The 13,085-nt window shown below is 35.2% G+C and carries 13 protein-coding genes and 2 pseudogenes; 4 read left to right on the top strand and 11 right to left on the bottom strand.

All coding sequences use genetic code 11. From position 1 onward, the window contains the following. The 6 genes and pseudogenes from ASU00_RS26490 to ASU00_RS23325 form a co-directional block, all read right to left on the bottom strand. Positions 1–477, bottom strand: a pseudogene (locus tag ASU00_RS26490) (collagen-like domain-containing protein); the annotation flags it as partial. Positions 478–1,077: 600 nt separating this feature from the next. Further along, entirely contained in the window at positions 1,078–1,245 is a 168-nt protein-coding gene (locus ASU00_RS24850) for an NUDIX hydrolase N-terminal domain-containing protein (RefSeq protein WP_082630598.1), read from the bottom strand. A 194-nt stretch (positions 1,246–1,439) separates the two neighbouring features. Next, positions 1,440–1,613, bottom strand: a complete 174-nt coding sequence (locus ASU00_RS25855) for a hypothetical protein (protein WP_169792923.1) — start codon at positions 1,611–1,613, stop codon at positions 1,440–1,442. Between the two features lie 197 nt (positions 1,614–1,810). Next, positions 1,811–1,932 (bottom strand): annotated as a pseudogene (locus ASU00_RS24845) (cysteine hydrolase); the annotation flags it as partial. A 130-nt stretch (positions 1,933–2,062) separates the two neighbouring features. Beyond that, positions 2,063–2,194 (bottom strand): hypothetical protein, encoded by a 132-nt coding sequence (locus ASU00_RS26750; RefSeq protein WP_269085357.1) that lies wholly within the window; start codon positions 2,192–2,194, stop codon positions 2,063–2,065. Positions 2,195–2,359: 165 nt separating this feature from the next. After that, positions 2,360–2,800 carry a GNAT family N-acetyltransferase gene (locus tag ASU00_RS23325; RefSeq protein ID WP_057915832.1) on the bottom strand — a complete coding sequence of 147 codons (441 nt, stop codon included), beginning with the start codon at positions 2,798–2,800 and terminating at the stop codon, positions 2,360–2,362. A gap of 582 nt (positions 2,801–3,382) precedes the next feature. Here ASU00_RS23325 and ASU00_RS23315 point away from each other — a divergent pair. Beyond that, the gene (locus tag ASU00_RS23315; protein WP_057915830.1) at positions 3,383–4,576 is read left to right on the top strand and encodes a chromate transporter; all 1,194 of its coding nucleotides are present in this window, start codon (positions 3,383–3,385) and stop codon (positions 4,574–4,576) included. A gap of 163 nt (positions 4,577–4,739) precedes the next feature. On the opposite strand, the gene ASU00_RS23310 is transcribed toward ASU00_RS23315, so the two are convergent. Beyond that, positions 4,740–5,396: a hypothetical protein gene (locus ASU00_RS23310; RefSeq protein ID WP_057915834.1), complete on the bottom strand. Its 657-nt coding sequence runs from the start codon at positions 5,394–5,396 to the stop codon at positions 4,740–4,742. Positions 5,397–5,709: 313 nt separating this feature from the next. On the opposite strand from ASU00_RS23310, the gene ASU00_RS23305 reads away from it, so the two are divergent. Together ASU00_RS23305 and ASU00_RS23300 are read left to right on the top strand one after the other, a co-directional pair. Next, the gene (locus ASU00_RS23305) at positions 5,710–7,089 is read left to right on the top strand and encodes a DUF2254 domain-containing protein (RefSeq protein ID WP_236712824.1); all 1,380 of its coding nucleotides are present in this window, start codon (positions 5,710–5,712) and stop codon (positions 7,087–7,089) included. 334 nt (positions 7,090–7,423) lie between these two features. Beyond that, positions 7,424–8,263 carry a glycerophosphodiester phosphodiesterase gene (locus ASU00_RS23300; RefSeq protein WP_057915829.1) on the top strand — a complete coding sequence of 280 codons (840 nt, stop codon included), beginning with the start codon at positions 7,424–7,426 and terminating at the stop codon, positions 8,261–8,263. Between the two features lie 391 nt (positions 8,264–8,654). Here ASU00_RS23300 and ASU00_RS23295 read toward each other — a convergent pair whose 3' ends face one another. From ASU00_RS23295 to ASU00_RS23280, 4 genes are all read right to left on the bottom strand, one after another. Then, complete coding sequence (locus ASU00_RS23295; RefSeq protein ID WP_057915828.1) at positions 8,655–9,023, bottom strand: hypothetical protein; 369 nt, start codon at positions 9,021–9,023, stop codon at positions 8,655–8,657. Positions 9,024–9,258: 235 nt separating this feature from the next. Then, complete coding sequence (locus ASU00_RS23290) at positions 9,259–9,747, bottom strand: DinB family protein (protein WP_057915827.1); 489 nt, start codon at positions 9,745–9,747, stop codon at positions 9,259–9,261. 116 nt (positions 9,748–9,863) lie between these two features. Next, a complete protein-coding gene (locus tag ASU00_RS23285) occupies positions 9,864–10,379 on the bottom strand; it encodes a DinB family protein (protein ID WP_057915826.1) in 516 nt (171 codons plus the stop codon). 481 nt (positions 10,380–10,860) lie between these two features. Then, positions 10,861–11,430: a dihydrofolate reductase family protein gene (locus ASU00_RS23280; protein WP_057915825.1), complete on the bottom strand. Its 570-nt coding sequence runs from the start codon at positions 11,428–11,430 to the stop codon at positions 10,861–10,863. 1,077 nt (positions 11,431–12,507) lie between these two features. Between ASU00_RS23280 and ASU00_RS23275 the strand changes: the two genes are divergently transcribed. Then, complete coding sequence (locus ASU00_RS23275; RefSeq protein ID WP_057915824.1) at positions 12,508–12,957, top strand: DUF1569 domain-containing protein; 450 nt, start codon at positions 12,508–12,510, stop codon at positions 12,955–12,957. The last annotated feature ends 128 nt before the right edge of the window (positions 12,958–13,085 follow it).

Below are 13,085 nucleotides of genomic sequence, written 5' to 3'. Positions count from 1 at the left end.
TTGAACCCCTTGCTCTCCTTGGAATCCTTGTGGCCCTTGAACACCTTGTGCCCCTTGGAAACCTTGTGGTCCTTGGAACCCTTGTTCCCCTTGTTCCCCTTGCGCTCCTTGAAATCCTTGTGGCCCTTGAACACCTTGCGCTCCTTGAATACCTTGTGGTCCCTGAACACCTTGTGGTCCTTGGAACCCTTGCTCCCCTTGAGCACCTTGTGGTCCTTGAAACCCTTGTTCCCCTTGAACCCCTTGCGCTCCTTGGAATCCTTGTGGCCCTTGTGGCCCTTGAACACCTTGTGCCCCTTGGAAACCTTGTGGACCTTGAACACCTTGTGATCCTTGAATACCTTGTGGCCCTTGGAACCCTTGCGCTCCCTGAAATCCTTGTGGTCCCTGAATACCCTGTGGTCCTTGAACACCTTGTGGCCCTTGGAATCCTTGTGGCCCTTGAGTACCTTGTGGTCCTTGAACACCTTGTGGACCTATATAATCTTTAGCAGATACGTTTACATTCACTTCAACAATTTGCTCATTCTTTTGTTTTTGTTTTAGTTTAGATTTACATTGACATTTTTGGTGTCCACATTCTTCACATTTTTTATTCTTTTTATCTTTACCCAATTTCCGCACCCCTTTTTCAAGGCATTATATCTATCTTATGGAACTGAAATAATTTGGATTGGGTGGGTTGGACATGTAACAAATGGTATAAAATGAGTTCCGTGTTCCATTACCAAAAAAATACTTTTCTAATTGAAATGTATGAATATTCCAAGAATCTTACATACATTAAGAAGGCCACCAAATGGCGGCCTTCTTTTCTTGCTAACACACTCAATAATTCAAGTCCTTATTTATTAAAATGACAAGCACAGTCGTTACTACGATGTTTCGAATATCCTAATCTGTCTCCTCTAATAAGAAACGCCCGTAAATTAACCTTTTCACTAGGAACACTCCATCCACCTATAATACCCCAAATTCCATCATCTTCACGACGTTCTAAAAGCATCTTTCCGTCTGAAGAAAGAATGACACCGCCTACGCCAACTTTTGGCGTTTATGTCCGAGTTCACTCTTAAACTATTCAATAATTATAGGTTGCTTAATTTCGCTTAGCATTGAATATTCTTCACAAGCCAAATCCAGCAATTTTTCATATCTTTCAATATCGTAGGGGTTATTTGCATATCGGAGTCCAAGCTGTGCAATTGAACGAATGTGATCTAATAACCAAAGTCTATTCTCCAATTCTGCATCCTCACCTTCAAGAAAATTTCAATCTGCAAAATCATATTTCCTAATAATCCAATCGGTGCTTCAACTATCCTGCCCCGTCAGCGCCAAAAAAAAAGACTGCCGCAGCAATCCCTGTTATTGAAGTAAAGTATTTATTTAAAATCAAAAATAACTGCTCCTCATAGAGCAGGAGCAGACAAAAGATGTTATTTCACAACTTTAAGAGGAACAAGCACTTTATTAAAAAAAGACGTTTCGAGCTTGGCTAACCAACCGCTTCCGTTTTCTCCATTAGCTACTTGAGCAGCGTGTTTTTTGTGAAATTCTGCTACCCGTTTATTATGCTCTTTATGCCCTTGATGCGTAGAATTATGTTTCATTCTTATTTCCTCCTTTCCTATGCAGCTTGTGGTTGCTATTTCCTTGTTCTGATGCGCTGACGCAGTTCATCTTTGTTCTCTTTCTGGTATTGCTACGTAGTTAAATCTCATTTATGCTACATGTCCAAGAAAAAGCTAAGCAATAAATAGTAAAGTTATTTCAATGGTCATTAGTGAATTGTATCTTGTTTTCATCGTTTTACTCCAAATGCTGCTGTCGCATCTGAAGGTATGTATTAAAACCTAAATTCCCACTCATTCTTGTGGTTGTAGACAAACAGTGTGGGGTAGTCAAACCTGTTATTACTACATTATATATTCTAACAAGGCTTAATTATCACCTTCCTTTTTAATTAATAAATCATTAAAGAGGACTGATATTGATATATCAGTCCTCTAGTTAAGAGATTTTAGTGGTATCAAAAATCAGTACCTACTCAACTTTCCCATTATTCTTTCTTATCATTATGTTCTTGGTTATTTTTTTCTGAAACTCGTCTTTGATTGGCTTTCGTCTCAGCATTCACATGGTTTGCATCAGTTGGTTTATTTTTTTTTGATCCCCTTGCAGCATTACTCATACTTATTCACCTCCCGTAGCAGCTTATATACGTTTGTTAGCTTACTCTTGCCTCCAAATTTTATACGCCTCACCTCTGGGATGTAGCACATCGCTAACTAGCAAAGAAACAGTCCATATGAATTCAAAACTAACCTGCCCCGTTGGTTCTATAAGATTCTTTCTTTTATAATTTTTTCTTCATAACTAACCTATGTTCATTTACTACATAATCATTCTTTCGATAAAATGCTTCTGCAAGCCCGCCGTTAGCAGTTAATAAATAAAGACTTTTAATATCTATCTTCTGTAGTTCATCCTCTAAAGAATGAAGTATTTTTGAGCCATAACCTTTACCTTGTATTTCATTATTTACACAAAGCTCTGCCAAATAAAAAGTTAATCCTTGATAAGACACTTTACTATTTCCAGCAATAAAACCAACTAAATTGTTATCAATATGAAATAAAAAACCAAGAAACTTAGGAGTATGTAATAAGTCAGTAAGTCTCTCTTTAGCAGTTTCATATGTCCAACTTTCATTCCATGGATCACCATTAAAAACGTTCTTATAAAGCTCAATACATTGCTCTAAATTCTCCGATGTAATGGGTGACATTTCTATCATAAGCATGCTTCCTTTCTGTTTTTATTTAAGCTTCCCCTTTAATCTTGATAACCTGCAACGTTAGCTTAACAATGAAAACAAACTACAATACAAATACCATAGAAGCCATAACTAAAAATGGAAATAAAACAATTAGGAATATTGATACTCCTGTCTTCCAATTATTTTTTATTTGAAGTAATTCCTTCTTAGCCTTTTCCTTATTTTTAAGCGACCATATAATAATGCCGACCCAATAAATTGCTAAAAATATGTAACTTGAAGTATCCATAAAATCACCTCTTATAACAATTTTCCGTAACATTGTTTAACAATCATTCTTTCACACAATTCTGTCCCGTTTGTTCAATAAGAAAAAGCTGCCTTAAAGACAGCTCCGATCTTCAGCTAAAGTACATGTTAGTTCAACAAGGATTATTTTTTAAATGATCAAATATATTAAGAGTGTGTAAATTCATTGTTAGAATTTAAAATTAAACATTTCTAAATATTATACTTCAATAAAGATCATCTAGGATATGGACGCTAGAAAGAAAGTTTTTGTACTTTTCTAAGAAATTAAAGAATAGGAGGAATAATGTAGTGGATCAAAACAAAACGAATAGAAGTTTTAAGTCACTAATTGAAATACTATGTGTTTCAACAAGGCTTGGTTTAACATCGTTTGGTGGACCAATCGCACATTTAGGTTACTTTCATAATGAGTATGTTAGACAAAGAAAATGGGTGGATGAAAAAAGCTATGCTGATTTAGTTGCTTTGTGTCAATTCTTGCCTGGTCCAGCTAGCAGTCAGGTTGGGATTGGAGTCGGGGTTATGCGAGGAGGTTTCATCGGTGGTATTTTAGCTTTCCTTGGTTTTACAATGCCTTCGGTTATAGCGTTAATAATATTAGCATTATTTCTCCAAGGCATGGATGTTTCAAATGCAGGCTGGATCCATGGATTAAAAATAGTAGCCGTAGCCATAGTTGCACACGCCATTTTGGGGATGTCAAAAAATTTAACTCCAGATATAAAGAGAAAAACAATTGCATTAATAGCCTTAGTTGGGACCTTGATGTGGCAGACTGCCTATGTGCAAGTAGGTATTATTATACTGGCCGCTTTGATTGGTTTTCTAATTTATAAACAACACGACGAAAGTTATGAATCTAAAATTCATTTTCCGATTTCGCGGGGTGTTGGATTTGTTAGTTTAGCATTATTTTTCGGATTACTGTTTCTACTTCCAATTTTACGGGAAGTTACTTCATCAAATTGGATTGCTCTGTTTGATAGCTTTTATAGGTCTGGTTCTTTAGTGTTTGGTGGTGGACACGTAGTATTACCTTTGCTTGAACGTGAATTTGTCCCTACTGGATGGCTAGACAAAGAGACATTTCTTGCTGGGTATGGTGCAACACAAGCTGTTCCAGGACCATTATTTACGTTTGCAGCATACATAGGTGCCGTGATAAATGGATGGCAAGGTGGTTTATTAGCGACAATAGCTATTTTCTTACCTGCATTTCTTCTTATTTTAGGGACATTGCCATTTTGGGACACATTACGCCGTAATTCTAAAGTAAAAGGGGCATTAATGGGAGTAAATGCAGCAGTTGTAGGCATCTTGATTGCGGCATTTTATAACCCCATTTGGACCAGCTCCATCTTAGCTCCTATAGACTTTGCTTTTGCTGCGATCTTATTCAGTATGCTTGTGTACTGGAAATTGCCGCCTTGGGCTATAGTAATAACCGGAGCTATTGGTGGCTCACTTATGACGTTAATATGAATCGAGGTATGTTATTAATTTATCGTTCCTCCTTTTATTGACACATTTTTATCTTATTCATTCTATATATATTTCTTGTTGAACTAACCTGCCCCGATAGTTCCATAAGACAAAGAGCTCCCAAAGCAACTCTTTGTCTTATGGAATGGGAGGAGGGAGAACACTACTCCTCATCAACATCATCAGTTACCGGCTCGACCTTTTCTGGTATTATTTTTTGAAGAGAGTCTATTGTTGAAAAGTGTTCATCGTTTGAGAACGCGGTAATATAGTCACCATCATATCCTACCCAAAACATGGTTGAACTTTCAGTTAAAGTTGCTATCGGGGTATTGGCTATCCACTTTAATTTAACTAGTCTGGTTCGGTTATTTTTAGTCCTTTTTACAGGATAAGGTGACTCATATTCCCTTTCCTCTAATCTGAATACATCCTGTTTTAAGGACCATAATGATAAGTTCAACATGCTTCCATTCCCGTACAAATAAGGATAATATTCTTTAAATTGCTGCGGGATGCGTATAATTGCCTTTACAAAGAACGTGTCTTTACGACTCCCCTTCATATAATTAAACTCTATGTTTTGCATCTTAAACAGATCTTCGTACTCTGCTTGTTCAAAATCATAGATTTCCGCAAGTGAATAAATAGGATAATAATCTGCCCTATCCATCCAATTACAAAAGAATTCTTCATGGGAATCTGTGTAAAAATTTACAATATATTGGAACTCACCGTTAATCTCAAAAGGATAAGTCGCTTCTTCCCTTGGCACAGTTATTATTTTTTCGGGAGGGAAATAGCTTATTTCGACCTTCATTTTTATCACCTCACTTAAAGGTTCGAATCGTTTATTTTTTAAAAGTACCACGTGAAACCGTTGCTTCCGCTGCTTATTAGTATAATCCTTGAACCATCCTGCCCCGATACTCATTAAGAAGCAATTAAGAATATCCGTTTCTATGATCAATTTAATAAGACATCTTATGAATCCGTATTTTCAGATTGATTAAGTTTTAAGGTCGTTTTGGCATAAACGGTTTAAAGATGGGGAGGATTAGGTAATACATAGATAGTGTTCCAAAATAAGCTCCATGCTTTTGATTTTTTACGGAAAAAGGAGATATATGAATTTGGGTAAAATTAATTCTTTTGATAAGATAAAAATATTTAGAAGGATGTCAAATAGGGAATTATCTCATATCATACAATCCAATTTATGGTATACGCCTGTTATATATGTATTTATCTCCTTTCTTTTAGTAGGTGTTGCATTAACCGCAGACTTTCAATTTGAGTTAGGAAAAAATATGAGGACTTTTTTTGCGGTGGATTATAGTCTTACTCAAGCAATTGTCGGTACGCTTACAGCAGCCACTTTGACATTAACTACGTTTACATTTAACTTGGTTCTGGTGGTTTTCACGACATTTTCCGGACAATTTTCGCCACGAATGTTGAAAAATTTCATTGCAAGTAAAGCCACCCAACGTGTGCTCGGGATCTTTACAGCAAGTTTTTTCTATATGCTATTATGTTATCTATTCCTCAATAAGGAACTTGCACAATATTATTTTGCAGTACCTGTTTTAGCCACAATAATAGCCGCATTATCTATACTGACGTTTGTCTTTTTCATTAATCATGCGGTCAATTGGCTGCAAGTTAACCAAATGACTTATGACATGAAAAAAGAAGCGTTATATATCGTAAAAAATACGTTAGAAGATGAACTAGATCCATATAAAGTTAAAGATATAAGTCCTATTACTGGCCAAATTTTCGAGAGTAAGGAATTTACAATTACGTCAAGGAAATCTGGTTATATTCAACTCGTGGATTATATTAGTATGGTTACTGAAGCTCAAAAAGATGGCATCGTTATTCGGTTGGAATATACAATCGGAAGTTATGTCTTTGAATCAACACCAATCGTATCATATTGGAAAAAAAACGCGAAGGAAATAGATGAACTAAAGTATCTTTCTTATTTTAGTATTAAAAGGAGGCAATCTGAAGTTCAAGATATTGAATTCAGTATAAACAAGCTGGTCGAAGTTGCGATTAGGTCCATAGGAAATTATGATCCCAAAACAGCTACAAATGCCATCTATCAAATTGGTGAGGTACTTGCTTCCATTTCACGCAAATCCAATTTTTCTAATTATCTAATAGATGAAAGTAATAATCTGCGAGTGATCTTACAGGAAAGGGATTTTAATCATTATCTTTATCATGGTTTTGGTTATATCAGACATTATGCTAAAGATAATGTAATAGTGGCAACTGAAATTTTAAAAGTGTTAGCTTTAATGGCTAAGTCCCTTAATACACGTGACTATAAAGCCATTTGGGATTTTGGAGTGCTTACTGCAAGTGGTTTCGAAAACCTCTTTTTATTTAAACTGGACCACCAATTATTTCACCAGGCGCTATCTAATCTTGCTGTTTCGACAAAGCATGAAAAAGAGTATGAAGAGTTCTTGAAACAAAGAAAAAATAAACCGGAGTGACGTATATCCGAGAGTAATGCAACTAGGCTATGCTACTGGATTTATAGTCGTTAAAGCTCAAAAGGCAGAGGTTACGTTGAAAGTTTATTACCACCAGTGCACTCAGCTTGGTGGTATTTTTAATAATTATTCCCTTTGGCGACAGTGCCCCCGTTAGTTCATTAAGAAAAGTACCGTCCCATACTTCTTCTTGATAGGGAATCTTAACCGTAAATATACAATTGATTAAAAAGGATATTAGACATATAAAAACAATACATTATAAACATATTTCTTCAACATTTCTTTTCTATAATTATAGTTGTATACATATTTTAGATTGGAGATGGAGAACATGAATAAAAAATTATTAGCAGGTGCCGGGGTTGCGTTTACGTTGTTATTTACGTTGTTATTCAGTCCACTAAGTCAAGCTTTTGCATCAGAAACAATAGGAGACTTAAGAAAGGTTGATAATGTTGCCCATCGTGGGGCATCGGCATATGCACCTGAAAATACGATTGCTGCTTTTGATAAAGCAGTAGAAATGAAGGCAGATTATATTGAAATCGATGTTCAAAGAACCAAGGATGGAGAATTAGTACTTATCCATGATACGACAGTTGATCGTACAACTGATGGAACTGGAAAAGTTGGTGATTTCATGTTTGAAGAACTAAGAAGCCTTGATGCAGGCAGCTGGAAAGGTGAGCAATTTGCTGGTGAACAAATCCCAACATTTGATGAGATTCTTGATCGTTACCACGGGAAAATTGGAATATTAATAGAATTAAAGGCATCAGAGCTTTATCCTGGGATTGAAGAAAGTGTAGCTGAAGAATTAAAAGAACGAAATCTTGATAAACCACAAAATGAAAAAATCATTATCCAATCATTTAACCATAAATCAATGGAAAAAATGAATAATCTCGTTCCTAAAGTTCCAATCGGTGTGTTAACATCTTCAAGAGCTGATACAACAGAACTAGCCTTACAGGAATTTTCAACATTTGCCGACTATTTTAATCCAAGCTATGGAATTGTTACTGAAGAATTAGTAAATCAAGTTCACTCTCTTGATATGAAAATTGGATCATGGACAGTACGTAGTCAAGAGGCAGCAGATTTCCTATTAGATATGGGAGTTGACGCAATTATTACGGATTATCCAGATTATGTAGATCCAAGAAACTAATATTTTTGTATAATTATTAGAAAAAAGGTCGATTTCTACAGGAGATTGATCTTTTTTTTGGGTTGAAACTTTCTTAACGTTAGAAACCCCCATTTTCAGGACCTCTGTTATGGAATGTATGACCCTATTTATTTGAATCGAATAGGTAATTTAAGTCTAAATGTAGTTAATTTCGTTGTAGAGCGTTTCTCAGCATTAATTTTTAAAAAAACAGGTGTTTTTAACTGGTAAAAGGTATGTTAGGTTTGGGCTCAGCTTCTATTCAAATGAAGCAATTGATTTTGTATTTTTTATTTTAATTAACATAATCTACCTCACAAATTTTAATGAACTAACGCACCCGCTAGTTCATTAAGAAAAATCGATTCTTAGTTTCTTTTAGCTAGATCAGTTATTCATTGGAAAGTTCGTCAATCGCTTGAACAGCCAGTTCCAACGCTTTAATTCTTCGTTCCAAAAGCGTTCTTTGGGGACTACTACCCGCCTTTAACTTGGCATAACTGTTCTCAATTGATGGAAGTAAACCAGTAAGAACATTGCGAGCTCCTACTAAATCTTCCTGGGTGTATTGATGGGGTCTTTGATTCCAAACGTTTTCTAGTATGGCCAAGCCGATATAATTAGCTTTGAGTCGTTTCTTTACTAACGTAATATTTGCGCCTTTTTTAGTCATCGTATCCAAGGAGTTTTCAAGTTTTCTAATTGTCGATTGAAAGGACTTTATTAATTCCAATTTATCTACATTTGATTCGTTATCCATGTTTGCCCCCTCCCTTCTTGTCTCTGTATTTCACTTGCAATATTTTAACATAACTAAACGCTCCCCCTTTGAAAGAAATCCTCAAGATTCTGGCCCAATAGTTGAACAAAGATCAAACACACTTTTCAACTATCCTGCCCCTTTAGTTCCATACGAAAAAAGCTGCCTTAAAGACAGCTCCGATCAGCAGCTAACGCACCCGTTAGTCGAACATCAGTAATGTTTAATTACATTACTACAAGTCCTTATCCTCATAAGCTGGCCATGCACCTTGTAATTTTCTATTTACTATAATTTGCCCAGCATGATGAGCGTCATGGCGGATTACACCATTAATATGTTTCCATAGGGGGTGTTTAGATGTGTCTTTTTCTAAATCTGTTATACTCAATTTTTGTATTTGCTCATATATTTCTTGATTGACTTGATTCATCTTTCTTACTAAAGCATCCCAATCTTCTTGAGAATTTCCTTCAAATGTAAATGTATCTTGGTTATTTGAAGCATACTCAGCATTCTTTTCTTGTAACCTCAATAACAACCGCTCTTTGTAATATAGCAAGTGAGCAGTAATTTCCCATATCGAATTTATCGTCTTGCTTTGAGGCTTCCATACTGCCTGCTCAACAGTCAGGTCATTTAATATTAGTTTTAATGGTGAGTACCAATCATCTTGACTATAAGTATGTTCTAATTCGTAAAGTAACAGATTAATTACATTCAATATTTATACCCCCTCTTAATAAATTCTAGTTTAATTTTTGTTCAATGCCACATTTAATAATAGCAAATAAATTACCTACCACTTTTTTTGATACACAAGTATATAATTCAACGTTTTTAAAGGGATTCCTTGTTGAACAATCCTGCCCCTTTAGTTGAAGAAGAGGAAAGACCTTGACCAATAAGATTTGCAGACACAGGCTTTTTCCCTACTTCTCTTGCCCAAATTGATAATTGTCCTATATGGTGAATTTCGTGGGCAATTACATGTCGTATAACCTCGCCCCAAGTATCAGTTACAGTTCTTCCATCTGGTAGAGTATCGTAAAACAAATGATTTTCCATGCTCCCATCCCAGTTATTCACAAAGTTCTCCACTTCCGTTCGAAATTCAGCATCTAATTTTCGAACCTGGTTCAAGCTCTTATAACCATCAAAGTTCTCCACAAAGTCTGTTTTACCTTGTAACAGGCGTATCCAGCTCCATTCGACATCAACTATATGGAAAAGCGTATGTAAAATACTACCTACACCGCCAGTTCGGTTTTGTGTGAGATCTTCTTCACTTAACTCCTCACACCACCGATACCACTCTTCTCTGACCATCCAGTTATACCGAAAAAACGTTTGCAATGAAACCCCTCCATAAATTCGTGAATTCCTTAACCGAAAGTATAATATTCTGACAATAAAATAAAACTGACTACACTATTCCTATTTCAACCTAACCTTTTAATATTCCTTCTTGTACTAACCTGCCCTTTTAGTGCCATAAGAAAAAGACTTTTGAAGCAACTTTTACAAAACGAAAAGAGCTGCCTTAAAGACAGCTCCAATCTTCAGCTGTATTTTTCTTAATGTATTGTTTCTTCATTTTAACTTTCAATCCAATTTATTTCTCTTTCTTTTATATATTTCTATAAAGGGGTAGTGTCAGGATAATGCGAATTTACAACGTTAAGGAAATCTAAATTTTAAAAACCTAATTTCTCGGTGATAAGTGAGAAATTAGGCTTTAGTTACTTCATTAATGCGCCCGATTATGGTAGAAGTGAAAATTACTATCGAGTTTTTCCTAGTGATTTAATGTAATTTATCTTTGAAATGTGCAATATTATTGATTCCTATTCCAATGATAGATTAGTTGCACTACGCCAGAAGAGAACGTTCTTGTACTAACCATTTTCAAATTAATTCTTTGATTAATATCAATAAACATCGGTTTCCCTTCACCCAAAATAACAGGGTGAACGGATAGTCTAAATTCATCAACAAGCCCTAAATTGATAAAAGTTGTTATAAGACTTGCTCCACCATATAGCCAAATGTCTTTACCAGGCTTATTCTTTAATTTATTTACTTCTTCAAGAATATTATCATTTATGAATACTGCTTTATCATCTGCCCCTTTTTGGGTTTTGGAAAACACATATTTTTCTTTACTATGAACCAGATCCCACATTTCCTTGTCGCTATCAGGCTCTTCAGGTTTCGGGATATATTGACCCCATTCGTCGTAACTTTTCCTACCATATAAAATAGTATCAATTTGATTTAAGAAATTAATAAAACCCATCTCAGAGTCCATGATACACCAATCAACTTCACCATTTTTCCCCTCAATTAAACCATCCAAAGTTACTGCTAAATCTAATATTATTTTTCTTAGTCCTAAGTTTTTCATAATTTCTCCTCCCTTTAAAATAAAATAGATATGTCTGTGTCTATTAATGTAACCAAATATTACGTTATTCATTAGCAGACATAAAAAACGAGAAAAAGTAATATTGAACATCCATTTTTTCTGCCGGGACTCCCACATACAAAGGGAAATTTTCACTTCACCTCCATTACCTATCGTGATCATGTCCCTTAATTAATATCAGTAAACCGGTGAGCATAAAAATCGCTTTTATGTCCGTTAATACTTATTGCGTATATAAGTTCCATACCTAAACAGAAACCCAGTATAATATATAATGATGACATCTGTTGTCATGATTAAATAACTTTTAAATAATTATTTAGGAATTGTGTGTAAATGAATTGATATTAATTCAAGTAAATAAGAAAAGAGCGGCCTTAAAGACAGCTCCGATCTTCTGCTAAAGCACCTGTTAGTTCTATAAGGAATACTTTAATTGAAGTAAAGCATCAGTTAGTTAAATATCCGTTATTCCATAAGGTGAGTTATAAAGTATAGAAAACCATAAGCCCCTAAAGAACTAATACTTGCAAATATAACTGCAATTGATAAATAAGAATTATAACCAGATTTCTTTCTCGACTGAAACAAATAAAGAATAGATAAGCATAAACTGATGATAAAAAAGGCAATCCATAGATTGTTTAATGTGAAAGTTTCAAAATTGATAAGATAATTCGCTATGTAGATAACATTAATCAAGAGTAATAAGATTAAGATACTCTTTTTCAAGCTTACACCATCCCTTCACTATCTTTTATCCAAATTTTAACATATAACCTGATAGTTTAATAAAGAAACAGTTGCTTGAAGACAGCCCAAATCTTAAGCTAACGCACCCGTTAGTTTAAGTACATTCCTTCACAAAACTTGTCATTTGCCTTTTCTATTATCACAGGAATGCTACCTCTTCATACTAGCTCAACCAACAGGACTTCAATCCCTCCTGGAACAGTCCCCCTTTTTAGCTTAGAAGGATAAAATTATATTGACGTTGAATATACATTAAATAATCAAATACTGTTTTAAATCAACAAAATTAGAGGAGTTATTCTAATGAATAATATTTTTGAGGTCTTATTTACAGAAGAAATTTTGAAACGTATCGACAACTTAAGCACAAATTCAAAACCATTATGGGGAAAAATGGATGTTGCACAAATGTTAGCTCATTGCTCATCCTTCCAAGACATTGCTATGGGCTATTCTATGCCTCCAAGAGGTTGGTTAGGGCTATTAGTAGGTCGGTTTGCAAAAACCATGTTTTATAATGACAAGCCCCTTCCACATAATATGTCTACTATTCCAACCATTTTAATAACCGATAAAAAAGATTTTGAAATAGAAAGAGGAAGATTGAAAGAAAAAATTACCACCTTCCAAAAGAATGGACCAGAGGCTTGTACAAGTCACCCACATCCTTTTTTCGGAAAACTTTCTTCCGAGCAATGGGGACATGGAATTTATAAGCATCTTGACCATCATTTAAAACAGTTTGGGGTTTAGTTACGGGAATTTAATTATGGACGAAAATCTTATGGAACTATCCTGCCCCTTTAGTTCCCTAAATCGAGTAGGAGGAGGCGCCTAGCCTCCGACCTCTCACACCACCGTACGTACCGTTCGGTATACGG

The organism is Peribacillus muralis (assembly GCF_001439925.1).
Taxonomy (GTDB): domain Bacteria; phylum Bacillota; class Bacilli; order Bacillales; family DSM-1321; genus Peribacillus; species Peribacillus muralis.
The sequence above is the reverse complement of the archived record's forward strand: the minus strand, read 5'-3'. Positions and strand labels throughout refer to the sequence as shown.

What these genes read in the sequence shown, in the direction of transcription:
- ASU00_RS23310 (WP_057915834.1), bottom strand. Translation starts at nt 5,396, where the DNA reads ATGAAGGTCGAAATAAGCTATTTCCCTCCCGAAAAAATAATAACTGTG.
- ASU00_RS23300 (WP_057915829.1), top strand. Translation starts at nt 7,424, where the DNA reads ATGAATAAAAAATTATTAGCAGGTGCCGGGGTTGCGTTTACGTTGTTA.
- ASU00_RS23295 (WP_057915828.1), bottom strand. Translation starts at nt 9,023, where the DNA reads ATGGATAACGAATCAAATGTAGATAAATTGGAATTAATAAAGTCCTTT.
- ASU00_RS23275 (WP_057915824.1), top strand. Translation starts at nt 12,508, where the DNA reads ATGAATAATATTTTTGAGGTCTTATTTACAGAAGAAATTTTGAAACGT.
- ASU00_RS23280 (WP_057915825.1), bottom strand. Translation starts at nt 11,430, where the DNA reads ATGAAAAACTTAGGACTAAGAAAAATAATATTAGATTTAGCAGTAACT.
- ASU00_RS26750 (WP_269085357.1), bottom strand. Translation starts at nt 2,194, where the DNA reads ATGAGTAATGCTGCAAGGGGATCAAAAAAAAATAAACCAACTGATGCA.
- ASU00_RS23325 (WP_057915832.1), bottom strand. Translation starts at nt 2,800, where the DNA reads ATGATAGAAATGTCACCCATTACATCGGAGAATTTAGAGCAATGTATT.
- ASU00_RS25855 (WP_169792923.1), bottom strand. Translation starts at nt 1,613, where the DNA reads ATGAAACATAATTCTACGCATCAAGGGCATAAAGAGCATAATAAACGG.